The following is a 21,968-nucleotide window of genomic DNA, read 5'->3' as shown; positions in this document are numbered from 1 at the left end:
CCGGTGGCATCTCGAAAGAACGCGAGTAGATCCCCCCCGGGCGTGACGGAAGCTATCACCAGACGCCGACATTTCGGAGCAACCACGCCATTGCCGCCGCGTGAACCCGAGTATTCGCGTTGAGGAGGCGCTGTGAACCCGATCGACGCAATCACATCCATCACCGCGGGAGTTCTGCGCCGTATCGCCGACAGCATCGACGCACAGACGCCTAGTCAGCAGTCGAGCGGCGGCATCCACATCCACCTCCACATCACCGACGACCAACCGGACGGCGAGACCAAGCCGCGCGGTTGGGCACGGCTGAAACGATGAGCCTCACCGGGCACCGCACCTACCGCCGCAACCGCGACCGGATCCTGCGCACCTCCGACGTGTGCGCGCTATGCGGTCAATGGATCGACCCCGACCTGTCCTACCCAGACCCGATGAGCGCCAGCGCCGACCACGTCACCCCGGTCTCCAAGGGAGGGTCGAACACCGGGCCACTGCAAGCGACGCACCTACGGTGCAACCTGCGCCGCGGCAACCGAGACCGGCTCCCAGACGCCGGATACCGCGCGGACGGCGATGGTGAGGCGCGGCAAGGGTGGGGGGAGACCCCCTTCACGGAGGGGCGGTAGTCCCCGGGGCTTTGCAGCCGATATTCCCCCGAACGGCGAAAACACATCTCCGCGAACGCTAGGCGGGCGACGTGCGCGGCTGGGGCTCCTGTGAGCATCAGCCCCGCCGCGATGGCGGCGAAGGGTCTTGTTGTACGGCGTTGCCAGGAGTGGGGCGCGACTCCGGGACGGGACGAGTCAATGGTGTTGTGAGGCATCGTGATCTGGCATATTCGGCCAATGAGGCGAAGCGGATGGGACGGTACCTCTGCGGGCTGCACCCGGAGGGCGTAAGACTGAAACCGAATAGCCCCCCTGTGCGGGAGCGGGCTATAGGGGACACACCGTGGGAAATACGGGACATCCACGCGGGTCGGCAGGACGCTGGAGCACGCTGCCGATAGCCCCGCCTAGACCTACGGGTCGGCACTAAGAGTGGTGCGCGGGGAAGGTGATCGAAAGGACATCAGCCTGATGAGCGAGAAGACATACGAGTGGGGGCGGGCCGGGCGCCTGCGCGCGGCCCGGGACTACCTCGGGCTGTCCACGCGCGAGATGGCCGAGCAAATCGGCATGAGCCGCAACTCCTATCAGCGGATGGAGACCGGTGCCGCCGCGGTGCCGGTCTCGTTGTGGGACAACATCTACGAGCTGCACGACGAGTTCGACGCCGCCGTCCGACGGCTTATCACCGCCACCGAGCAAGACGGGATGAACGAACTCACGATGCCCGAGCGCGCGACCAAGTGGGAGCGAGCCATCGTCGCCCGCGCCGCCCGCCAGGTCGGGTTTGTCGCCCTGGACGTCCAGGTACCAGACGACGCCGTCGCACGAGAGGAGATGAGGGAATGAGTACAACCGTCTATCTGTCCCGCACCGAGGTCGCCGAGCGGGCCGGGGTCCACCGGGACTCGCTGAAGGAGAGCTACCACCTGCCCCCGCCGGATGCCATGATCGGCGACCGGCGCGGCTGGCTGCCTGAGACTATCGACGCCTGGATGGCGGCCCGCCCCGGGCGCGGCAATTGGGGCCGCGAAGACCCGGTGCTGGCAGAGGTCGAGTGGGTAACCGTGCCTGCCGTCGGGCGGATCTACGGATTCTCTCTCCGGGAGGTCGAGACCCGGATCGAGGAGACGAACATGACCGTGCACCGCCAGAAGAGGGTGCGGGTGCTCGCCTCCGTCGACGTGCTGCGCGAGTTCGGACCCCAGCCGGGCACGTAACGTCGCCCTGGGTGCGACGTTGGAACGAATCGCTCAGCCAGCGCGTCCAACCCACATGGACCCGATCGAAGCCGCAGCGATCCGCGACGAAGGCTTCGACCCCGACGACCCGCAGCTACGCGAGGCGATCGACCTTGTGCGCTGGGAGTTGGCGATGCACCGCTACTACGACGACGCCCCGCCGTAGAGGTAATACGGCGGGGCGATCGCATGGCCCGCTTCCAGCGGCTATGACGCGCGGTGCGCGCTTGGCCGACGGACGAAGTGTGGGCTACTCGATGTAGCCGATCTCAGTTCCGGCGAACATGCCGTCCGAGAAGATTGCGCGGCAGTTGAACTTGTTCCTGATGGTGGCTCCGAACCCGTTCTGTGCATCCACGGGACCTGTGACAACCCAGGTCGTCACGTTCTCCATCTCTCGGTAGCGAGCGGGGATGTCGTTGTAGACGTACTCGCCACCCTCATGTGCAGAGGTGTCCGGGAAGACTGCCGTCGATGGTGACCTGAGCCTGTTCTTCACTGCTGATTCGCAGTGCGAAATCGCATCTCGCTCCTCCGAGCCGCTGGTCCAGTACGACGTGACCCCAATGATCGCGGCCACAACCCCACCGAAAGCCAGTAGTCCGAGCAGCGGGACCTTCCAGGACTTGAGGTACGCGACGATCCCGTCTTGGCGGATGGTTGGCAGGCCACCGTCGGTCTCTTCGCCTTTTCCGGGCTGCTCAGTCACGTTCCAGCCCCTATCGCGAGTCTCCCCTTCATGCCGGTATCAAACCACGCGGCCGGTTCTGTGTTGGCGAGACCCCACGCATGAAGACGCCGCGCCGCAGGCAACACGGCGGGGCGAATCGTGGGGCCCGCTTCCCTCAGGCCTCGACGCAACCATAACACCACACTCGAACGTGTGTGCGAATGTGGGTGGGTGCCGAGGTGTGAACGCGCACCCAAGACCTGCCCGGCCGGCCACCAGCTCGGACCGGGTCGCGTCATCGTCGGATGGATGGCCTGCGGATGCACCGACTACGGCGGACACCGCACCTACGAATGCCGCACCTGCGGGGTGATCGCGTTCCGGCCGCCACACACTGGGCCGCTCGACTTCGGGGAGCGCTGGCGGCGAAGGTAGAGCGACACAAAGACAACGCCCCCACCTCAAGTTGAGGCGAGGGCGCGTTCATCGTCTCAGGATCTACGATCCCGAGGAGCCAAGCGACCCAGCGAACTCGGTCGACCCCAAGGATCCGAGCGACCCCAAAGATCCGGTTGACGATGTGTCGGTGATCTCGAGGACGACGGGCAGGGTGGCGTCGTCACCGATGCCGTTGCTGGCGGTGATGGTGAACTCGAACCGTCCGGCGGTGTTGGGGACGCCGGTAAGGAAGCCGTCGGCCGTGAGAACTAGCCCATCGGGCAGGGCGCCGGCGGTGACCTCAATGGTGGGCCTCGGCTCGCCGGTGATCGTGAGCTCGTGGTAGTAGAACTGGCCCTCGATACCAGCCGGTGGTGTGTCGATCAGTGTCGGTGCCTGGTCGATTGCGATCACCGACACCCGTCGGTCGTCGGGCATGGTGACGTAGGCATGGGTTCCGTCGGGCGTGATCGCCATCATAAATGTCTCCCGGCCCACCGGGATCGTGGCCGTGACTTTATTGGTCACGGTGTCGGTGATCGCGATCGGCGTGACACCCTCGACCGGGCACTTGGGATCGCTTGGGTCTTGGGGTTCGTTGGGGTCTTCGGGGTCGTAAACGCTGGCACGCCGAAAGCGCCCCCGCCCCCGCCCCCACCATCTTCCGTGATGGTGGGGGCGCTGCCGTCGGCGGAGGGACCCAACACTCAGATGCTCACATGGGGTACCCCCAAGACACATGAGGCGCGGTCACTCGCCGTTCCGCCATTCCTGGTTGACGAGATCGACGAGCTCACCAAGGGTCTGCGACCGGAGGATCTTCTGTTCCCTGCCCGCGGTGGTGGTGTGATGCGAAACAAGAATGCGCGCCGCGACTGGTTCGACCCGGCCGTGCTGAAGCTGTTCCCGCCCGTCGAGGAAGAGGAGGGAAAGACTCCGATCCCGTCGGTGAACTTCACCCCGCACGATCTACGGCACACCGCTGCCTCGATCGCGATCAGTCGCGGCGCGAACGTGAAGGCCGTGCAGAGGATGCTCGGCCACGCGACCGCCACGATGACGCTCGACCACTACAGGCACCTATTCGACGACGATCTCAACGAGGTGGCGGCCCGGATCGACCCGTTCCGAGATCAAGGCGAGGTCGTCGACCTCGCTACTCGCCGCACCGCCACTTGATCTGTGGGCAAGATGTGGGCAGAAACAACGTGGGGCCCGCCCTTCTGTATCCGGAAAGCATGCCCCAACTGCATCAACCGCAGTGGGGCGGGCGGGGCTCGAACCCGCGACCAATGGATTATGAGTCCACGGCTCTAACCGACTGAGCTACCGCCCCGACTCGCGACGACGTCTCGTCGACAGCCAAATGTTACCGCCTGCACGCGTCAGACTCCGCCCGCGGGGTGGCGAGTGTCGCGCACGGACGAAGGACTGTCGGTGCCTGCGCGCAGACTCAGCGGCAACACGTGCGAGCAGCAGGCTCCAGCGATATTCGGAGGACCGCCAATGAGCAACTCGACCAGGAGCGACTGGACCACTCGACCGATCTGTGCGTTCGATCTGGAAACTACTGGCCGAGACCCGCTCTCGGCCCGAATCGTTACCGCCTGCGTCGTCCTCTACGGCGTCCCGGCCGACGGGGCCCCGCCGCGGGCGCGAAACTGGATCGTCGACCCGGGGATCGAGATACCTGCGGACGCAGTCGCCATACATGGCATCTCCACCTCCTACGTGCGCCACCACGGCCAGGACTATGCCTCGGGATATCTCGAGATCCGCGAAGCACTCACTGACGCGTGGGCCGCTGGGTATGCCGTCGTCGCGTTCAACGCGGCCTACGATCTCACCGTGATGGATGCCGAGGGCCGTCGCCTCGGCCTGCCCCCATTGGATGGCTACGGGCTCGTGCTGGATCCGTACGTGATAGATCGCGAGGTCGACCGGGACCGCCGCGGCAAACGCACGCTCGGCGCGCTGTGCGAACACTATGGGATCAATCTCGGTTTCGCCCACCAAGCCGAGGCTGACGCTCTCGCCGCGGCCGAACTCGCTCGTCTACTCCCGCAGCGCTTTCCACACCTCGCCGACCTCGAGGACATGATGACCAGTCAGGCGAATTGGCATGCCAAGCGCCAGCTCGACCGCGTCGAGTATCTGCAACGCGAGGGCAGGGACGCGTCGGACGTCGACGGCCGATGGCCGATCCGAACCGTGGCCTGACCCGAGGAAGCGGCACGCCCGATCCACGCCAACGGGCCACGTGCCACGACCGAGGTGGCAGTGGACAAGGAGTGAATAGGGGGAAGGGGAAGATGTGGAAAAGGGAAGGCCCCCACCCAGTCGGGTGGGGGCCTTCCCTGAGAGCTCCCCCGGCTGGACTCGAACCAGCAACCGTTCGATTAACAGTCGAATGCTCTGCCAATTGAGCTACAGGGGATTGTCCTGCGTGCACCGCCTCTCGGCGGCGCCTGGAAAACTGTAGCCCATACCCCCACCCATGCACCAAATCGCCTGACCAGAGGCCGATCGGGCAGGATGTAGGCAGGCACTTCAACGGGAGGAATCCGGAATGTTGCAGTTGTTGGTTGGTGTTGCGGCGGGCTACGTCCTCGGCACCCGAGCCGGGCGGGCCCGGTACGAACAGATCAGCAAGGCGGCCAAGGCGGTGGCGACCAGTCCGGCCACCAAGAAGGTGGTCGAAGTAGGCCGGCAGAAGCTGTCGGACTCGCTCAACACGCAGCCACGACTCGAGCCGATGAAGCCGATCGACGAAACGACCACCGTCCTGGTCCCCCACGACCGATTACGGCGGAACTGACGCGAGAGGCGGCCGGTCAGGCGATCCCTTCACCGCTGGTGTCGCCGATCGCCTGATCGAGCAGGCTACGGCGGTATTGCTCGAGCGCGACGAGATCGCCCAGCAGGGAATGGAACTCGTCGGAGTCGGTGGTCGGCGAAACCCGCTGCAGCCTGGACTTGAGTTCGGCCACCTGTTCACCGACCCATGCCTCCTGCAGTCGCGCGAGCACGCCCCGGATGTACCGGGGGGCGGTGTCGTCGTCGGCCGGCAGCGGCTCGACTGCGAGTTCCATGACGATGGACTGAACAACGAGATCGCCGGCGTTGCGCCCGACTGCGTCGACCCACTCGCCGCCACCAAGGCCGGCGGATGTGCCACCCGCTGCGGCGACCGCTTCACGCACGGCGGCGTACGCCGGGTGCGTGAACGACTCACGTGGCAGTGAGTCGAAGACCGTGCCCGCGATCGCCGGGTATTGCAGTGCGGCCTTGAGTGCGTCCCGCTGCGGCCACAATGCCGGATCGTTCGGCCGCGGCCGCGACAGACCCGGGGTCGGCGAACCGACGTCGGCCTGAGACGCAGCGGCCGGACGGCGCTTTCCGGTCCCACCCCCTCCGCGCGTGATCTTGCGTGCCTCGTCGCGCACGCGGCGCCGGACTGCCGGGATGTCGTCCCACCCTACCCAGCCGGACAACTGCACGGCGTACCCGTCGCGCAGCGTCGGCTCCTTGATCCGCGCCACCACCGGGACGGTGCGCCGCAGGGCTTCGACCCGCCCTTCCGCGGTATCCAGATCATGTTCGGCGAGAAGTGATTTGACGACGAACTCGAACATCGGGGTGCGGCGCGCGACGAGGTCACGCACGGCGACATCGCCGGATTCCTGCCGCAGTTCGCACGGGTCCATTCCGTCGGGAGCGATTGCGACGAACGTCTGTCCGGCCATCTTCTGGTCACCCTCGAAGGCCTTCATTGCCGCCGCCTGCCCCGCGGCGTCGCCGTCGAACGTGTAGATCACCTCACCACGGAAGTAGCTGTCGTCCATGAGGAGTCGGCGCAGCATCGCAAGATGCTCGTCACCGAACGCGGTGCCGCACGACGCGACCGCCGTCTTCACGCCAGCGAGGTGCATCGCCATCACGTCGGTGTATCCCTCGACGACGACCGCCTGGTGCCCCTTGGCGATCTCCCGCTTGGCCAGATCCAGCCCGAACAGCACCTGCGACTTCTTGTAGAGGATCGTCTCGGGCGTGTTGACGTACTTACCGGGCATGGTGTCGTCGTCGAACAGCTTTCGGGCACCGAAGCCGATGACGTCGCCTGCAAGGTTGCGGATCGGCCACAACAGCCGCCGTCGGAACCGGTCGATCGGTCCGCGACGTCCCTCCTTGGACAGTCCGGCGGCCTCCAGTTCCTTCGCCTCGAATCCCTTCCCCATCAGGTGCTTGGTAAGGGTGTCCCACCCGTCTGGGGCGTAGCCGCAGCCGAACTGGGCGGCGGCGGCTGAGTCGAAGTTCCGCTCGGTCAGGTAGTCCCGCGCGGCCTGGGCGTCGGGCTGCCCCAGCCGCGCTGCGTAGAACTCCTGCGCGGCGGCGTTGGCGGCAATCAGACGCGCGCGGGTACCCCGGTCACGCTGGACCGACGTGCCACCACCCTCATAGGAAATCTGGTACCCGATGCGGTCGGCGAGTTGTTCGACCGCCTCGACGAAGCTGACGTGCTCGATCTTCTGCAGGAACGAGTAGACGTCGCCGCCCTCGCCACACCCGAAGCAGTGGAAGTGACCGTGGTTGGGGCGGACGTGGAACGATGGCGACTTCTCGTCGTGGAAGGGACAGAGCCCCTTCATGGAATCGCCGCCTGCGCGCTTGAGCGAGACGTACTCGCCGACGATGTCCTCGATCCGCGTGCGCTCGCGAACGGCCGCGATGTCTCTGTCAGGAATTCGGCCCGCCACGAGGGCAGTCTAGGCCGTATTCCTCGAACCCACCTACCCCCAGCTGGCCTGCGCGCCGAGGCTCTGCTTGTCGATGCGTTCGAGCCGACTTTCGGTGCACGACGCGATCTGGTCCACGATCACCCGCATCCGCGCGCCATCGTCCGGGGCGGCGGTCCAGGCGGGGAGGAACAGCGGGTCCAGACTGGCCGGCGCGGTCCGCAGTAGCCATTCCGCTACCCGATGTATCCGTTCCCGCTGCCGATCCTGCCGGTTCTTGTGACCGGCGTCGGACATCACGTAATGCAACGCGACTGTCTTGAGCAGGGCCACCTCGGCCGCCACGATCGGCGGCACCTCGAGGGCCGCCTGATACCGCGCAAGCCGACCCGGGCCGGTGACGGCGCGGGTACCACCGACGGCCGCAGAAGCGAACCGGCCCACGAGCTCGCTCGTGAGGTTCTTCAGAGCCACCGAACTGGTCAGCGTGCCGTCGTAGACGCCGACGGAAGCAACGACGGGAAGCTGCGACAACCGCTCGGCCGCCTCGACCAGTTCGTCGGCGATCAGGGCCGTGAACTGCGTAGCTCCCAACTCGGCCAGGGCTCGGACTTCGGATGGATCACCGAGGACACGTAGATCGATACGGCCCGCGATCACGCCGTCCTCGACGTCGTGCACCGAGTACGCTACGTCGTCCGCCCAGTCCATCACCTGCGCCTCCAAGCACTGGCTCTCCTCGGGCGCACCCTCGCGCACCCAGGCCAGGACCTCCGCGTCGTCGGCGTACGCACCGAACTTGGCGCCGCGCGCGGGCCGTGTCCACGGGTACTTGATCACCGCGTCGAGCGAGGCCCGGGTCAGGTTGAGACCGACGCTGCGGCCGTGCGGGTCGAGGACCTTGGGTTCGAGACTGGTGAGGATACGCAGGTTCTGGGCGTTGCCTTCGAAACCACCACAGTCGGCGGCCACCTCGTCGAGGGCCGTCTCCCCGTTGTGGCCGTACGGCGGATGACCGATGTCGTGAGCGAGGCCGGCGAGATCGACGAGATCCGGGTCGAGTCCGAGACCGTCCGCGATCCCGCGCCCGATTTGCGCCACTTCGATCGAGTGGGTGAGCCGAGTGCGGGGGGTATCACCGTCACGAGGGCCGACGACCTGGGTCTTGTCTGCCAGGCGACGTAGCGCCGCGGAGTGCTGTACGCGCGACCGGTCGCGGGAAAACGCCGAGCGATGCTGCGACGCTTCCGCCGCCGGCGCCAACCCGGCGGTCTTCGGCGCCTCGGACACTCGCCGTTCCAGATCGTGCGTGGTGTAGCCCGCGTGGGCCGCGGCACTGCTCATCGGCCCGCCGCGTAGGCGAAGTCCACGGAGAAGTGGGTGAGCTGATACCAGAGCAAAGCAGCTGTCTCCCTGGCAATTCCGTTCAACTGCGACTCCCGTGTGAACACCGCCGGACCCTGTCGGGTCGGCGCCGTCCATGCCTCGAGACCCGCGTCGCGCGCCATCGTTCGGGTGCGCAACGAATGCCATGGGTCACTCACGAGGACGGCCGAGTGCATCCCCTGGCGTCCCATCTCCCGACTGACCGCCTCGATGCTGAGCAGGGTGTCCGATCCTTCTTCGACGGCGATGATCGCGTCGGCCGGCACCCCCTCGTCGATCAGGAAACTCTTGCCCGACGCGGCCTCTGTGTACTGGTCACCATCCTGCTTGCCACCGACGGTCACGATAGTGGGTGCCACACCCTGCTCGTACAACTTACGGGCCTGGTCCAGCCGGGCCTCGAACACCGACGACGGAGTACCGGCGTACTGCGCCGCCCCGAGCACCACGATCGCATCGGCCGGCGTGGTGTCACTGATCCGGGCAACCTGCCATACGCGGACCGCGGTTCCAGCCACGAGGACGACCAGGATCACCACCCCGCCCAGCAGCAGTCGGCCGACCCAACGCCGGATTGTGGTACCGACCGAGCGACGCGACGAACGGCCCGGCACGGGAGGTGACGACAACCCCGGCGGATCGAAACTGGGCGCGGTACTCACCCCACGATTCTGCCAGTCGGTCGACCCGGCCGCGGCGGACGACGCGCCAGACCCGCTAGATTCGGAGGATGGTTCACGCTCCGTCGCGTCCGCTCCCACGCCACCACGTTTCGCGCCGACCGCTCGCCATGACGGTCATCGGCGCACTGCTGTCGGCGATAGTCCTCGCGTTCTCCCCCGCGACCGCGGCAGCGGAGGCCCCACTGCGGGTGCCAGAGCCCCTCACCGATTTGTCTGGGGTCCTCGACTCCGCCCAGCAGTTGGACGTCCGAACCACCCTGGACACTCTCTACGACCAGCACCGGGTGTCGCTCTGGGTGGTGTACGTCCCCAGCTTCGACGGGCTCTCCCCACAAGCTTGGGCCGAGCGCACCATCGGCCTGAGTGGGTTCGGCGACCGGGACGCCCTGCTCGCGGTCGCTACGACCGATCGCGCGTACTTCCTCAACATTCCGGTGGCGCTGTCGGAGGTCACCGCCTCCGACGCCCAGTCGATACGACAGGATTCGGTGGAACCCGCTTTGCGGCAGGAGGACTGGTCTGGCGCCGCGATCGCCGCGGCGGACGGGATCGGGAACGCGATGACAGCTACCCGCACGTCGCTGGCGGTGATCGGCATCGGGGTCGTTCTGCTCGTCGCCGTGGGGGCCGGAGTGTTCCTGTTCTCGCGCAGAAAACGCGCCGAGCGCCTCGAGCAGTCCGTTTCCGCTGCGCGCAATGTGGATCCCACCGACGCCGCCGCGCTTGCCGCGCTTCCCATTCCGGCGTTGGATGCGCTCGCCAAGGATGCGCTCGTCGAAATGGACAACGCGATCCGCACCAGTGAAGAAGAACTGAACCTGGCCGTCGGCGAGTTCGGCCCCGACACCACCGCACCATTCACCGCGGCATTCGAGCGGGCCCGCAGAACTCTGGCGTCCGCGTTCACCATCCGCCAGCGTCTCGACGACGACATCCCCGAGACTCCTGAGCAGCAGCGACAGATGCTCGTCGAACTCGTGACGACGTGCGCCCGCGCCGACAAAGAGCTCAATGACCGTGTGGACGAGTTCGACTCGATGCGTGATCTGCTGCTCGACGCCCCAGCCCGCCTCGACACGCTCACGCAGTCGGTCGTCGCACAGACCGTCCGGGTTCCCCAGGCCGACTCCAAACTGACCACCCTCCGCACCGAGTTCCCGGCTTCCGTGCTGGCCACGATCGAGCACAACCCAGCGATGGCTCGGGAACGGATCGAGCTCGCCGAGCAGAGCATCGCCTCCGGACGCGACGCGGTGGCACTCCCCGCCGGCAAGCAGGGCCCGGCGGTTGTCGCGATCCGCACGGCAGAGGGCGCGCTGGAACAGGCCCGCGCACTCCTCGACGCCGTGGACCGCGCCGACACCGACATCCGGCATGCGATCGCGACCCTGCCGGAAGCGATGGCCGACGTACAGCGCGGCATCACCGACGCAGAGGGACTCGCCGCCCAAGGCGGCCAGAAGCTCGCCGACGCGAAGGCGGCCGCTGAGGAGGCACTGCGAAACGCTCAGGCCACCAAGGACACCGACCCGCTCGGCAGTTTCAGCAAGGTCGTCGAGGCCGACGCGAAACTCGACGCCGCCCTGGCCGAGGCGCAGGAGTCCAAGCAGCAGGCCGATCGGGCCCGCGCGCGACTCGAGCAGGATCTGACCGCCGCCCGGTCGCAGGTGGCGGCGGCGTCGGACTTCATCTCCACCCGGCGCGGCGCCGTCGGAGCGGAGGCGCGTACGAGACTGTCGGAAGCGCAGCGGCACCTGCAGGCGGCGCAGCAACTGGCCGACTCGGATCCGTCGCAGGCGCTGCAGCATGCGCAGGCGGCAACCCAACTGGCTTCGCGAGCCCTGTGGGCGGCCCAGGCGGATGTGAACCGGTACCAGGACAGCCATCGGCCACCCAGCGGCGGCACCCGCGGCGGTGGCGGCAACCTGGGCGGTGCCATTCTCGGCGGCATCCTCATCGACGCCGTGCTGCGCGGCGGCCTCGGAGGCGGCGGTCACTGGGGCGGCCGGGGCAGCGGCGGTTGGGGCGGTCCAGGTCCCGGGTCGTTCGGCGGGCCGAGCAGTTCGGGCCGCATCGGTCACGGAGGCGGAGGCCGCTTCTAGGGGGCTGCTTCCAGGAGGGCTGCTTCTAAGAGGGCCTTATCTACTGGAGGTCCATCCATTACAAAGCGAGCATCTACTCGAAGACGAAACGGCGCGGTGTCCGGATCAGCTCCCGGACACCGCGCGTTCGCGAAGCTCAGGCGCCGACCAGGCGCTGGGCCAGGTAGCCCTCCACCTGGTCGAGGGCAACCCGATCCTGCGTCATCGTGTCACGTTCTCGGATCGTGACCGCTTGGTCTTCGGGGGTGTCGAAGTCGACCGTGATGCAGAACGGTGTACCGATCTCGTCCTGGCGGCGGTAACGGCGACCGATGGCGCCGGCGTCGTCGAACTCGACGTTCCAGTACTGACGCAGGGTGGTCGCCAGTTCCTTCGCCTTTGGAGACAGGTCGGCGTTGCGGCTGAGCGGAAGGACCGCGGCCTTGACCGGTGCGAGACGACGGTCCAGGCGCAGCACCGTGCGCTTGTCGACGCCTCCCTTGGCATTGGGGGCCTCGTCCTCGGTGTACGCGTCGACAAGGAAAGCCATCAGCGAGCGGGTGAGACCGGCTGCGGGCTCGATGACGTACGGCGTGTAGCGCTCACCGGTCGTCTGGTCGAAGTAACCGAGGTCCACGCCCGAGGCCTTGGCGTGAGTGGCGAGGTCGAAGTCGGTGCGGTTCGCGACGCCCTCTAGTTCACCCCACTCGCTACCCGGGAACTGGAAGCGGTACTCGATGTCGACGGTGCGCTTGGAGTAGTGCGACAGCTTGTCCTGGGCGTGCTCGTACAGGCGCAGGTTGTCCTTGTTGATGCCGAGGCCGGTGTACCAGTCCATGCGGTAGTCGATCCAGTACTGGTGCCATTCCTCGTCCTCGCCCGGCTTGACGAAGAACTCCATCTCCATCTGTTCGAACTCGCGGGTGCGGAAGATGAAGTTGCCCGGTGTGATCTCGTTGCGGAAGCTCTTGCCGATCTGGCCGATGCCGAATGGGGGCTTCTTCCGCGACGTGGTGAGCACGTTGGCGAAGTTCACGAAGATGCCCTGCGCGGTCTCGGGGCGCAGGTAGTGCAGTCCGGTCTCACTGTCGACGGGGCCGAGGAACGTCTTGAGCAGCCCGGAGAACGCCTTGGGCTCGGTCCACTGGCCCTTGGTGCCACAGTCGGGGCACACGACCTCGGTCATCGGAACGGCGTCCGGGTCGTCGAGGTTGTTCTTCGCGGCGTACGCCTCCTGCAGGTGGTCCTGGCGGTGACGCCTATGGCAGTTGAGGCACTCGACGAGCGGGTCGGTGAACACCTCGACATGGCCCGACGCCTCCCACACCTGGCGGGGCAGGATCACCGACGAGTCAAGGCCGACGACGTCGTCACGGCTGGTGACCATGTTGCGCCACCACTGCTTCTTGATGTTCTCCTTGAGTTCCACGCCGAGCGGACCGTAGTCCCAGGCCGACTTGGTACCGCCGTAGATCTCCCCGCATGGGTAGACGAGGCCCCGGCGCTTGGCGAGGTTGGCGACGGTATCGATCTTGGACTTGGGTGCCACTGGGATGCTCTCCATCTGGGTAATAGATGCGTGGTTCACATGCGGATTTCGCCCGTCCAGACTATCGGTAGCCGCACCGGAGCCCCACGGGCCCGGTTGACATGCACATTCGTGCATATAAAAATGGAATTGATTTGCAATAAGGGACGTGTCCGACCACCGTCGATCCATGTGAGGAGTTCCGCCGTGAGTGTCGCCGATGCGGGCCACCGGCACCCGGAAGCAGCCGACCACGGGGCGTGCGCCGAGACCCCACCGGCCCCGATGCCGTCGAAGGAGACACTCGCCGCCGCAGGCGAGATCCTGCGCGCCCTCGCCGCACCCGTACGGATAGCAATCGTGCTGCAACTCCGCCAGTCGCAGCGGTGCGTTCACGAACTCGTCGGGGCGTTGGGCGTCACCCAACCCCTGATCAGCCAGCACCTGCGGGTACTCAAAGCTGTGGGTGTCGTGCACGGCGAGCGCACCGGTCGCGAAGTGATGTACCGGCTCGTCGACGACCACCTCGCCCACATCGTGGTCGATGCCGTCGCCCACGCGGAGGAAGAATGACCGAGAATGCAACGGACGGGATCGGCCCACGTGGACGCGCTGTCGTCGGCGTACGCGCCACCAAACAACGCAGTGCCATCTCTGCGCTGCTCGACGAGATCTCCGAGTTCCGGTCGGCCCAGGAACTGCATGACGAGCTCCGCAAACGCGGCGAGGGAATCGGACTGACCACCGTGTACCGGACCCTCCAGGCCCTCGCCGAGGCCGGCACGGTCGATGTGCTGCGTACCGACACCGGCGAATCGGTCTACCGCCGTTGCTCGTCCGGACACCACCATCACCTGGTGTGCCGCGGGTGTGGATTCACGGTCGAGGTCGACGGTCCCGCCGTTGAGCAGTGGGCCGACACCATCGCCGAGAAGAACGGCTTCACGGACGTCAGCCACACCGTCGAAATCTTCGGCACGTGCCGCGAGTGCTCCGTGACGGGATAGCAGCAGCACTGACGCCCCTTACGCCAGCAGGCCCTTTCGTGCTTCTTCGATACCGGAGAGTACGAGCAGCAGCATGGTCGTGAGTGGCGCGTCGGCCAATCCCGTCGCCGGAAACGTGTAGCGCAGCACCACGTCGGCGTACTTGCCTCGCATGATCACACTGATGGTGCCGAACTGAACCTGCGAATTCCGCTCGGCCACCCGCTTGTGCAGGGTGGGCTTGACCGTGCAGTCCCACGCCAGCACGCCCGTCAGCGACAGCACGTCCAGGCCTTCGGCGAGGGTGACCGCACGCAGCGAGCACAGAGCGCCCCCGTACTCGAAGCGCAACGAACCGTCGTCGTCGGCTTCGACGGCAACGAAGTTCCCGAGCGTTGCGCCCGCCCGCGCCTGCAACTCCTCGGCCGCATCCATCCCGGTGCTCACTACTTGACACCACCAAAGCGGCGATCGCGCGACGCGTACTCGACGCACGCCGCCCACAGGTCGCGGCGATCGAAGTCGGGAAACAACTTCTCCTGGAACACCATCTCCGCGTACGCCGACTGCCAGATCAGGAAGTTCGATGTCCGCTGCTCTCCGGACGGACGTAGGAACAGGTCTACGTCGGGCATGCCCGGTTCGTCGAGGTACTTCGCGAATGCCGCTTCGGAGATCTTCTCGGGGTCGATCTCCCCTGCGGCAGCCCGACGAGCGATCTCCCTTGCCGCGTCGGCGATCTCGGCCCGGCCGCCGTAGTTGACGCACATCGTGAGCGTCATGGTGGTGTTCTTCTTAGTGAGCTCCTCGGCGATCTCGAGTTCCTTGATGACGCTGCGCCACAGACGCGGCCGGCGACCCGCCCAGCGGACCCGCACACCCATCTCGTGCATCTCGTCACGACGGCGCCGAATCACGTCTCGATTGAAGCCCATCAGGAACTTGACTTCGTCGGGGCTGCGCTTCCAGTTCTCCGTGGAGAAGGCATACGCAGACAACCACTTGACACCGATCTCGATGCACCCCGCGACGGTGTCCATGAGGACGTCCTCGCCGCGCTCGTGCCCGGCGGTCCGCGGCAACCCACGCTCCTGCGCCCATCGGCCGTTACCGTCCATCACGAGCGCCACATGGTTGGGGATCAGTTCGGGCTGCAAAATGGGCGGGCGGGCGCCCGAGGGATGCGGGAACGGCGGGCGGATCTCCCTTTCAGGCCGAGCTTGCGGATCGCGTCGTCGAATCACGCTCCCCATCCTGCCTGACCCCTTCGCCGTCCCCTACCGCCGCATGTGAACGGTCACGTTCGATCAGGGGCAGTGTGCGCAACTGTCGTTCGAGATGCCACTGCAGGTGCGCGGCAATGAGCCCACTCGCCTGGCTACGCGTCGTTGGTGTCGCGGACTCGGCGTCCTGCCACTGCCCGCGCGCGAGCGCGTCCATGAAGTCGAGCACGCCGGGCGCCGGAGTGACTGCGCCCGGCGGCCGACAGTGCACGCATACTGCGCCACCGGCAGCAACGTGGAACGCACGATGCGGCCCGGGGGCCGCGCACCGTGCGCACTCGCCGAGGGCGGGTGCCCACCCCGCATATCCCATCGCCCGCAGCAGGTAGGCGTCCAGGATCAGTTCGGCCGGTCGGGTTTGCTCCCCCACCGCTCGCAGGGCTCCGACGGTGAGCGTGTGCAACCGCGGTGCGGGGGCCCGCTCCTCGCCTGCGAGACGCTCGGCCGTCTCGAGAATCGCGCAGGCGGTGGTGTAGCGGCCGTAGTCGTCGACGATGTCGGCACCGAACGCGTCGATGGTGTGTACCTGGGTGACGACGTCGAGACTGCGGCCGGGATGCAACTGCACGTCGATGTGCGCGAACGGTTCGAGGCGGGCCCCGAACTTCGACTTGGTCCTCCGCACTCCCTTGGCAACCGCGCGCACCAGGCCGTGCTGCCGGGTCAACAGGGTCACGATGCGGTCGGCTTCGCCCAGCTTGTGCAGGCGCAGCACCACCGCATTGTCCCGGTACAACCTCACGTGCCCCAGTCTCCCACGCCACGGTGACGTCGTTGGACAGGCACGTCCGCCGTACCATTTCCCCGAGAACTAGAACTTGTTACTGTTCGTTCGAACGAGCAGCGCGATCGAACGGGACAGGAATGACAACTGAACTGCGGGAACAGTCCGCCGAAGAGCACGCGCCAGGGCTCGAGGATCAGGCCGCCGCCCTCGCCGCGGGCCACACGTCGTCGGTTGCCGCTGTCACCGCCGCCCTGGACAGGATCGAAGCGAGCCAGTCGACTCTCAACGCATTCCGGATCGTGCGCCGTGACACCGCGCTCGCCGAGGCCGCCGACGCGGACCGCCGCCTGGCCGCCGGGGAGCGACTGCCCCTGCTGGGGGTACCCATCGCAGTCAAGGACGACGTCGACGTGGCGGGCGAGCCGACGGCTTTCGGGTGCCCTGGCGATTTCCCAGCGAAGCGCGCCGACTCCGAGGTGGTTCGACGGCTGCGGGCCGCCGGCGCGGTGATCGTCGGAAAGACGAACAGTCCAGAACTCGGGCAGTGGCCGTTCACGGGGGGCACGTTCGGCCACACCCGCAATCCGTGGGCCAGCAGGCACACCCCGGGCGGGTCCTCCGGCGGCGGAGCCGCTGCGGTCGCGGCCGGCCTCGTTCCCGCCGCGATCGGATCGGACGGCGCCGGGTCGGTCCGCATCCCCGCAGCCTGGACGAATCTTGTCGGCATCAAGCCTCAGCGCGGTCGCCTCTCGACGTGGCCCGAGCCCGAGGCGTTCAACGGTTTGACAGTCAACGGCCCCTTGGCCCGTACGGTCGCCGACGCTGCACTGCTGTTCGACGTCGCCGCCGGCAACCACGACGGCGACCTGCACAAGCCACCACCGGTCACAGTGCGCGACGCGGTCGGCCGCGACCCCGGGCGCCTGCGGATCGCGCTGTCGTTGCAGATCCCGTTCAAAGCGACGCCGATGGAACTGCATCCGGAGATCCGGGCCGCCGTCGGTCGCATGGCGCACACCCTCCGACGACTCGGTCACGACGTTGTCGTCGACGATCCCGCGTACGGACTACTGCTGGGACTCAACTTCCTTCCCCGCTCACTCGCCGGGGTACACGACTGGCTCGACCAGCTTCCCGACCCCGCACTCGTCGACCCGCGTACCCGATCCAACGCCCGCACCGGGCGGCTGCTGTCGGGCTGGCCCTTGCGAGCCGCCCGGGCAGTCGAACCTCGGCTTCGACGCCGAATCGGCGCGATCTTCGACGACTACGACGTGATCCTCGCCCCCACAACAGCAACTCCCCCGCCGCGGGTGGACGCCATGGACGGGATCGGGGGCATGAAGACCAACAAGGTGATCACCACCGCGTGCCCCTACACGTGGCCGTGGAACATTCTGGGCTGGCCCGGTGTGAACGTTCCCGCAGGGTTCACCGTCGACGGGCTACCGATCGGCGTCCAGCTCATGGGCCACGACAATGCGGAGCCGCTCCTGGTTTCTCTTGCAGCGCAGCTCGAGTCGGTCGAACGGTGGCACGAACGCAGACCTGAGCAGTGGTGGTGACGGTGGGGAATACAGACGTCCGTGAGCGAATCCTCACCGCGGCGCTGCACATCGTCGGCACCGAAGGTGTTCCGGCGGTGACGAATCGGCGTATAGCCACCGAGGCGGCTGTTTCGCTGGGATCGATTACCTACCACTTCACATCGCAATCGGACCTGCTGCGAGCGGCGCTCACGGAGTTCGTCGCCGGCGAGACGGCACGGCTGCGCGACCTCGCTGAGACCTATCGAGGCAACGGGCTCAGCCTCGAGGACGCCGCCACGCTCACCGAGCAAGTCGCGCTCGACCTGGCGTTCTCGGCGGAGCGGATTGCGCCGTTCGAGCTCTATATTCAGGCCGGACGCGATCCGGAACTGCGCAGCGCGGCGGCCGCGTGCTTCGCAGCCTACGACGAGTTGACTCTCACGATCCTGACCGCGCTCGGCGTCCCGCAACCGGAGACCCTGGCGTCGACGGTCGTGGCCACGATCGCTGGACTACAGTTGCGTCGACTCGCCACCGGCGCTGGTGGACAGGAGATTTCGAGTGCATTGCTGCAGCTGATCGGGGGCGCGTTCATGCTGGATCGGTGAGCTCAATCCGTTTCGGGCTCGAGGACCATTACGGGGATCCGGCGACCCGTGACCCGCTGCTCGTAATCCGCCCATCCCGGGTAGTACTCCAGCGCCAGCCGCCACAATCGCTCGCGCTCACTGCCTTCTGCCTCGCGCGCGAGGACCTGCTGTGAGGGTCCGCCAGCAACCGTCATCGAAGCATGCGGATGGGCGCGCAGGTTGTGGTACCAAGACGGATTGCCGGCCTGTCCGTAGTTCGACGCGATCACCACAATTCGGTTCCCGTCCGGGAGGCCGAGGAGCGGAACCGTTCGGGACAGGCTACTTCTCGCACCAACAGAGGTCAGCATGACGATCGGCCAACCCAGCGCCATGCTCGTCAGCGTTCGCCGGCCCTTACTGATCCGGAAGATCAGTGCATCGATGTGACGCTGCGTGGGGGCAAGGATCCGACCCGCGGCCACCGACGCGCCGTTCCTGATGACGAACCTCTGCAGCGGATTCGCGGCTCGATACCTTCCGTTCTCGGACATCGGATCCCTCGTTTCGTCCGGCATCGGGAAAACGTCCAGGGTCCGATGATCGCATAGGACACCAGTCCGGACCTGGCACCGGCGCGCCCGCGGAACTAGAAACCCAGTCGGCCCAACTGCTTCGGGTCGCGCTGCCAGTCCTTCGCAACCTTGACGTGCAGGTCCAGATAGATCTTGGTGCCGAGCAACTTCTCGATCTGCTTGCGCGCCACCGTGCCGACCTCACGCAGCCGCGCGCCGCCCTTGCCGATCACAATGCCCTTCTGACTGGGCCGCTCGACATACAGCAGCGCATGAACATCGAGCATGTCTTCGCGACCCTCACGCTCGCGCACCTCCTCGATGACGACGGCCAGCGAGTGCGGCAGCTCGTCCCCCAGGCCTTCGAGGGCGGCCTCCCTGATCAGCTCGGCCATGAGGGTTTCCTCGGGCTCGTCGGTGAGCTCACCATCCGGGTAGAACGCCGGACCGGGCTCCATCAGCTCGGCGAGCACCTTGACCAGCAGCTCAACCTGCTCACCTGACACAGCGGATACCGGGATCACCTCGGCCTCCGAGCCCAGGAGCTTGGAGACCGCTACGAGTTGCGCGGCGAGAGCGTCCTTGCTCACCTTGTCGATCTTGGTGACGATGCCGACGAGCTTGGTCTTCGGTGCCATTCGCCGGACCTGGTCGAGAATCCACCGGTCGCCCGGGCCGATCTTCTCGTCGCCGGGGATGCAAAGACAGATCACGTCGACCTCGGAATACGTATCGCGCACGAGATCGTTGAGGCGCTGACCCAGCAGGGTCCGTGGTCGATGCAGACCCGGCGTGTCCACCAGGATCAACTGCGCGAAGTCGCGGTGCACGATGCCGCGGATCGCATGTCGGGTCGTCTGTGGCCGGGACGACGTGATCGCGATCTTCTCGCCCACCAAGGCGTTTGTCAGCGTCGACTTACCAGTGTTGGGCCGCCCTACGAAACAGACGAAGCCGGAACGGAATTCGTTGTCGGTCATGGTCGCTCCTGGTCCACGTTCCCGTCTTCGTTCACATCATCGACCGCAGCCGACTCGTCGCTGGGCACACGCTCGACGTGCACAGTGCTGATCCGCACCCGCCCGCGCGCGTCGGCGCCGCCCTCGCCACGAAGCCGCAGCCCCGTTGTGACAACCTCCGCCCCGGGCAGCGGCACGCGTCCGAGTTCGTAGCCGAGCAGTCCACCGACCGTCTCGACCTCGTCGGTCTCGATCTCGAGGTCGAACAGTTCCCCGAGGTCCTCGACCGGCAGGCGCGCCGAAACTCGGTACGTGCCATTACCCAGGTCCTCGACCGGCGGCGTTTCATCGGTGTCGTACTCGTCGGCGATCTCCCCGACGATCTCCTCGAGCACATCCTCGATCGTGACGAGTCCAGCGATACCGCCGTACTCGTCGACGAGGATGGCCATGTGGTTGCGGTCGCGCTGCATCTCGGCGAGGAGGCTGTCGAGCGGCTTCGAGTCGGGCACGAACACCGCCGGGCGCATCACCTGCGACACGGTGACGCTGCGGCCACCGTCCGACGAATAATAGGTCTGCTGCACAAGGTCTTTGAGATAGACCACACCCAGCACGTCGTCGACGTTCTCACCGATCACCGGAATACGGGAGTGCCCGCTGCGGACCGCCAATGACGTGGCCTGACCGGCTGTCTTGTCCACCTCGATCCACACCATTTCGGGCCGGGGCACCATGACCTCACGAGCCGAGGTGTCACCGAGTTCGAACACAGACTGAATCATTCGGCGTTCCTCGGCCGCCACCACGCCGCGCTCCTGCGCCAGGTCGACCAACTCACGCAACTCGATCTCGGACGCGAAGGGCCCGGCGCGGAATCCTCGGCCCGGGGTGAGCGCGTTGCCGACCACGATCAGTAGCCGGGTGACCGGGCTGAGCAGCACCCCGAGCGCGACCAGGGGCATCGAGCCTGCGAGTGTGAGCGGGTAGGCGTGCTGACGGCCCAGGGTGCGGGGACCGACCCCCATCGCGACGTAGTCGACGAGAACCATCACCACGATCGTGACGACCACGCCCCAGACTGGGCCGATCAGCTCGATCAACGCCCCGGCGAGTAGGACCGCGGCTGCGATCTCGCACAAGATTCGCAGCAGGACCATGAGATTGATGTACCGGGGCCGGTCCGAGACTATCCGCACCAGCCGCGCCGCGCCGGCGTGTCCATCCTTCGCCAGTTCCTCGACCCGAGCGGGTGAGAGCGTGTTCAGTGCCGAATCCAGGGCGGCGAATAGACCGCCGAGCGGAACGAGGACGGCCGCGATCGCTATCAGGATGACGACGTCACTCACCGGTCGATCACCATCCGTCGCGGGTCACTGCCCGGCCCCATCGACAAATCCCGTGTTGCCCAGCAGCCGCTGGTCCCGCGCCGCCAGCTCGGCCTCTTGCTCCGCGCGACGCAGGTCCTCGTACCACCCGGCGAGCAGCTCCTTCTGCAGACCGAACATCTCCTTCTCCTCCTCGGGCTCGGCGTGATCGTAACCAAGGAGATGAAGGACGCCGTGGACGGTCAGCAGCGCCAGCTCGTGATCGACGGAATGACCCGCCTTCTCGGCTTGTTCGGCCGCGAAGGACGGGCACAGCACGATGTCGCCGAGCATCGCCGGTCCGGGCCCCGGCGCGTCGGGACGTCCGCCGGGCTCGAGTTCGTCCATCGGAAAGGACATGACGTCGGTCGGCCCGGGCAGGTCCATCCAGCGCATGTGCAGATCCGCCATGGTCGCCGAATCGACAAGCACCATAGACAGTTCCGCCGCGGGGTGAACGTCCATGCGAGCGATCACGAATCGAGCGACACTGATCAGTTCCTCGCCGGAGACTTCCATCCCCGATTCGTTGGAGATCTCGATGCTCATCTACGTCGCTCTCTGGTCGGTCGCGGGCCATCCGTGGCCCTCTCGCGCGGAAACTG

Annotated in this window: 26 protein-coding genes and 2 tRNA genes; 13 read left to right on the top strand and 15 right to left on the bottom strand. The window is 66.6% G+C overall.

The features are described from left to right. Nucleotides 1-132: 132 nt before the first annotated feature. The 5 genes from EF834_RS07790 (at nucleotide 133) to EF834_RS18630 (ending at nucleotide 2,012) form a co-directional block, all read left to right on the top strand. Nucleotides 133-315, top strand: a complete 183-nt coding sequence (locus EF834_RS07790; protein WP_127946608.1) for a hypothetical protein — start codon at nucleotides 133-135, stop codon at nucleotides 313-315. Then, entirely contained in the window at nucleotides 312-623 is a 312-nt protein-coding gene (locus tag EF834_RS07785) for an HNH endonuclease (RefSeq protein WP_127946607.1), read from the top strand. Before EF834_RS07790 ends, EF834_RS07785 begins: the two co-directional genes overlap by 4 nt. A gap of 453 nt (nucleotides 624-1,076) precedes the next feature. Next, complete coding sequence (locus EF834_RS07780; RefSeq protein ID WP_127946606.1) at nucleotides 1,077-1,454, top strand: helix-turn-helix domain-containing protein; 378 nt, start codon at nucleotides 1,077-1,079, stop codon at nucleotides 1,452-1,454. Continuing rightward, on the top strand, nucleotides 1,451-1,825 hold the full coding sequence (locus EF834_RS18470; RefSeq protein ID WP_235871037.1) for a hypothetical protein: 375 nt from the start codon (nucleotides 1,451-1,453) through the stop codon (nucleotides 1,823-1,825). Before EF834_RS07780 ends, EF834_RS18470 begins: the two co-directional genes overlap by 4 nt. A 55-nt stretch (nucleotides 1,826-1,880) precedes the next feature. Continuing rightward, a complete protein-coding gene (locus EF834_RS18630) occupies nucleotides 1,881-2,012 on the top strand; it encodes a hypothetical protein (RefSeq protein WP_268960953.1) in 132 nt (43 codons plus the stop codon). 84 nt (nucleotides 2,013-2,096) lie between these two features. Here the strand turns inward: EF834_RS18630 and EF834_RS07770 are convergent, their stop codons facing one another. After that, a complete protein-coding gene (locus EF834_RS07770; protein ID WP_127946605.1) occupies nucleotides 2,097-2,555 on the bottom strand; it encodes a hypothetical protein in 459 nt (152 codons plus the stop codon). Nucleotides 2,556-3,014: 459 nt separating this feature from the next. Next, nucleotides 3,015-3,434 (bottom strand): putative Ig domain-containing protein, encoded by a 420-nt coding sequence (locus tag EF834_RS18295; protein WP_206615203.1) that lies wholly within the window; start codon nucleotides 3,432-3,434, stop codon nucleotides 3,015-3,017. Between the two features lie 189 nt (nucleotides 3,435-3,623). Between EF834_RS18295 and EF834_RS07760 the strand changes: the two genes are divergently transcribed. After that, nucleotides 3,624-4,133, top strand: coding sequence for a tyrosine-type recombinase/integrase (locus EF834_RS07760; protein ID WP_206615202.1), 510 nt, complete (start codon nucleotides 3,624-3,626; stop codon nucleotides 4,131-4,133). 83 nt (nucleotides 4,134-4,216) lie between these two features. Here the strand turns inward: EF834_RS07760 and EF834_RS07755 are convergent. Then, a tRNA-Ile gene (locus EF834_RS07755) sits at nucleotides 4,217-4,290 on the bottom strand. Nucleotides 4,291-4,460: 170 nt separating this feature from the next. On the opposite strand from EF834_RS07755, the gene EF834_RS07750 reads away from it, so the two are divergent. Continuing rightward, on the top strand, nucleotides 4,461-5,174 hold the full coding sequence (locus tag EF834_RS07750) for an exonuclease domain-containing protein (protein WP_127946603.1): 714 nt from the start codon (nucleotides 4,461-4,463) through the stop codon (nucleotides 5,172-5,174). Nucleotides 5,175-5,318: 144 nt separating this feature from the next. Here EF834_RS07750 and EF834_RS07745 read toward each other — a convergent pair. After that, nucleotides 5,319-5,391, bottom strand: a tRNA-Asn gene (locus tag EF834_RS07745). A gap of 132 nt (nucleotides 5,392-5,523) precedes the next feature. Between EF834_RS07745 and EF834_RS07740 the strand changes: the two genes are divergently transcribed. Continuing rightward, nucleotides 5,524-5,772 (top strand): hypothetical protein, encoded by a 249-nt coding sequence (locus EF834_RS07740; RefSeq protein WP_127946602.1) that lies wholly within the window; start codon nucleotides 5,524-5,526, stop codon nucleotides 5,770-5,772. Nucleotides 5,773-5,788: 16 nt separating this feature from the next. On the opposite strand, the gene dnaG is transcribed toward EF834_RS07740, so the two are convergent. The 3 genes from dnaG to EF834_RS07725 are packed head-to-tail and all read right to left on the bottom strand — an operon-like array spanning nucleotide 5,789 to nucleotide 9,651. Continuing rightward, the gene (dnaG, locus tag EF834_RS07735) at nucleotides 5,789-7,711 is read right to left on the bottom strand and encodes a DNA primase (protein WP_127946601.1); all 1,923 of its coding nucleotides are present in this window, start codon (nucleotides 7,709-7,711) and stop codon (nucleotides 5,789-5,791) included. A gap of 33 nt (nucleotides 7,712-7,744) precedes the next feature. After that, the gene (locus tag EF834_RS07730) at nucleotides 7,745-9,034 is read right to left on the bottom strand and encodes a deoxyguanosinetriphosphate triphosphohydrolase (protein ID WP_127946600.1); all 1,290 of its coding nucleotides are present in this window, start codon (nucleotides 9,032-9,034) and stop codon (nucleotides 7,745-7,747) included. After that, the gene (locus EF834_RS07725; RefSeq protein WP_408014483.1) at nucleotides 9,031-9,651 is read right to left on the bottom strand and encodes a YdcF family protein; all 621 of its coding nucleotides are present in this window, start codon (nucleotides 9,649-9,651) and stop codon (nucleotides 9,031-9,033) included. Before EF834_RS07725 ends, EF834_RS07730 begins: the two co-directional genes overlap by 4 nt. A gap of 155 nt (nucleotides 9,652-9,806) precedes the next feature. Between EF834_RS07725 and EF834_RS07720 the strand changes: the two genes are divergently transcribed. Next, entirely contained in the window at nucleotides 9,807-11,861 is a 2,055-nt protein-coding gene (locus tag EF834_RS07720) for a TPM domain-containing protein (RefSeq protein ID WP_127946598.1), read from the top strand. 136 nt (nucleotides 11,862-11,997) lie between these two features. On the opposite strand, the gene EF834_RS07715 is transcribed toward EF834_RS07720, so the two are convergent. Beyond that, nucleotides 11,998-13,389: a glycine--tRNA ligase gene (locus EF834_RS07715; protein WP_127946597.1), complete on the bottom strand. Its 1,392-nt coding sequence runs from the start codon at nucleotides 13,387-13,389 to the stop codon at nucleotides 11,998-12,000. Nucleotides 13,390-13,575: 186 nt separating this feature from the next. Here EF834_RS07715 and EF834_RS07710 point away from each other — a divergent pair, with 186 nt between their 5' ends. Together EF834_RS07710 and EF834_RS07705 are read left to right on the top strand one after the other, a co-directional pair. Further along, a complete protein-coding gene (locus EF834_RS07710) occupies nucleotides 13,576-13,941 on the top strand; it encodes an ArsR/SmtB family transcription factor (RefSeq protein ID WP_206615201.1) in 366 nt (121 codons plus the stop codon). After that, entirely contained in the window at nucleotides 13,938-14,375 is a 438-nt protein-coding gene (locus EF834_RS07705; protein WP_127946595.1) for a Fur family transcriptional regulator, read from the top strand. The genes EF834_RS07710 and EF834_RS07705 overlap by 4 nt, the downstream gene beginning before the upstream one ends. An 18-nt stretch (nucleotides 14,376-14,393) precedes the next feature. Here the strand turns inward: EF834_RS07705 and EF834_RS07700 are convergent, their stop codons facing one another. Genes EF834_RS07700 through recO form a run of 3 tightly spaced genes read right to left on the bottom strand, consistent with a single transcriptional unit; the run spans nucleotide 14,394 to nucleotide 16,379 of the window. After that, nucleotides 14,394-14,789: a hypothetical protein gene (locus EF834_RS07700; RefSeq protein ID WP_127946746.1), complete on the bottom strand. Its 396-nt coding sequence runs from the start codon at nucleotides 14,787-14,789 to the stop codon at nucleotides 14,394-14,396. 11 nt (nucleotides 14,790-14,800) lie between these two features. Then, entirely contained in the window at nucleotides 14,801-15,598 is a 798-nt protein-coding gene (locus tag EF834_RS07695) for an isoprenyl transferase (RefSeq protein WP_235871036.1), read from the bottom strand. Next, nucleotides 15,564-16,379, bottom strand: coding sequence for a DNA repair protein RecO (gene recO / locus EF834_RS07690; RefSeq protein ID WP_127946593.1), 816 nt, complete (start codon nucleotides 16,377-16,379; stop codon nucleotides 15,564-15,566). The genes EF834_RS07695 and recO overlap by 35 nt, the downstream gene beginning before the upstream one ends. A gap of 122 nt (nucleotides 16,380-16,501) precedes the next feature. Here recO and EF834_RS07685 point away from each other — a divergent pair, with 122 nt between their 5' ends. Next, nucleotides 16,502-17,929 carry an amidase gene (locus EF834_RS07685; RefSeq protein ID WP_127946592.1) on the top strand — a complete coding sequence of 476 codons (1,428 nt, stop codon included), beginning with the start codon at nucleotides 16,502-16,504 and terminating at the stop codon, nucleotides 17,927-17,929. A 2-nt stretch (nucleotides 17,930-17,931) separates the two neighbouring features. Further along, entirely contained in the window at nucleotides 17,932-18,501 is a 570-nt protein-coding gene (locus tag EF834_RS07680) for a TetR/AcrR family transcriptional regulator (protein WP_127946591.1), read from the top strand. 2 nt (nucleotides 18,502-18,503) lie between these two features. On the opposite strand, the gene EF834_RS07675 is transcribed toward EF834_RS07680, so the two are convergent. The 4 genes from EF834_RS07675 to ybeY form a co-directional block, all read right to left on the bottom strand. Next, on the bottom strand, nucleotides 18,504-19,016 hold the full coding sequence (locus EF834_RS07675) for a nitroreductase/quinone reductase family protein (RefSeq protein WP_164874082.1): 513 nt from the start codon (nucleotides 19,014-19,016) through the stop codon (nucleotides 18,504-18,506). A gap of 95 nt (nucleotides 19,017-19,111) precedes the next feature. Next, complete coding sequence (gene era, locus EF834_RS07670) at nucleotides 19,112-20,017, bottom strand: GTPase Era (RefSeq protein ID WP_127946589.1); 906 nt, start codon at nucleotides 20,015-20,017, stop codon at nucleotides 19,112-19,114. Continuing rightward, nucleotides 20,014-21,345: a hemolysin family protein gene (locus EF834_RS07665; RefSeq protein ID WP_127946588.1), complete on the bottom strand. Its 1,332-nt coding sequence runs from the start codon at nucleotides 21,343-21,345 to the stop codon at nucleotides 20,014-20,016. The genes era and EF834_RS07665 overlap by 4 nt, the downstream gene beginning before the upstream one ends. 24 nt (nucleotides 21,346-21,369) lie before the next feature. After that, entirely contained in the window at nucleotides 21,370-21,912 is a 543-nt protein-coding gene (gene ybeY, locus EF834_RS07660; protein WP_127946587.1) for an rRNA maturation RNase YbeY, read from the bottom strand. Between the last annotated feature and the right edge of the window lie 56 nt (nucleotides 21,913-21,968).

Origin of the sequence: Rhodococcus spongiicola (assembly GCF_004011835.1) — a bacterium.
Lineage (GTDB): Bacteria > Actinomycetota > Actinomycetes > Mycobacteriales > Mycobacteriaceae > Prescottella > Prescottella spongiicola.
Note: the sequence above shows the minus strand (reverse complement) of the source record. Positions and strands in the feature narration are given on the sequence as shown.